General features: G+C 44.8%; 1 protein-coding gene. It reads left to right on the top strand.

The window, feature by feature from the left end:
• Nucleotides 1–50: 50 nt before the first annotated feature.
• Nucleotides 51–630, top strand: a 580-nt coding sequence (locus tag R7Q48_RS28460; protein WP_318133682.1) for a ChrR family anti-sigma-E factor, incomplete at its 3' end; no start/stop codon positions are given.

Here is a 630-nt window from a genome sequence, read left to right as displayed (position 1 = left end):
TTAAGACTCGCAGTAGAAAAGTTAAGGCACTCAATGCATACGGAGCAACTATGAACAAACATCCAGATAACAACTTGTTAGAAGCATACGCTTCGGGCAGCATTGATGCGGTTTCTGGTCTTGTGGTCGCCACACATTTAGAGACGTGCTCAAAGTGCCGAGCGTATGTAAACCAAGTAGAAGCAAGTCAAGCAAATACAGTGAGCGAAAGTCCATTAGAGTATTCACCTGAGTTTGATGACATGTTTAACGACATTATTAACGCAGAACCTGTGAACGACAATGTGGTGATTCAAGATACAGCTTTCGTCAATGTTGCAGGTAAAAGCTTCGAGCTTCCAAAAACGTTAGTGCGCTTTTCTGATTTGGTGGGATCGTGGCGAAGCTACGGTGGGAAAGTTTTCAGTGCACAAATTGATTTGGGTGAAGATGCTCGAGTGAGCCTGATGTACATCGGCGAAAATGTACAAATCCCACAACACACGCACAGAGGGTTGGAATCCACACTGGTTCTGCATGGTGGATTTAGCGATGAAGACGGGCAGTATGAAGAAGGCGACTTGATGATACGAGATGCCTCAGTGAAACACAGCCCCTTTACTCAGGAAGGTGAAGACTGTTTGTGTTTAA

This window comes from Vibrio sp. 378, assembly GCF_033339435.1.
Note: the sequence above shows the minus strand (reverse complement) of the source record. Positions and strands in the feature narration are given on the sequence as shown.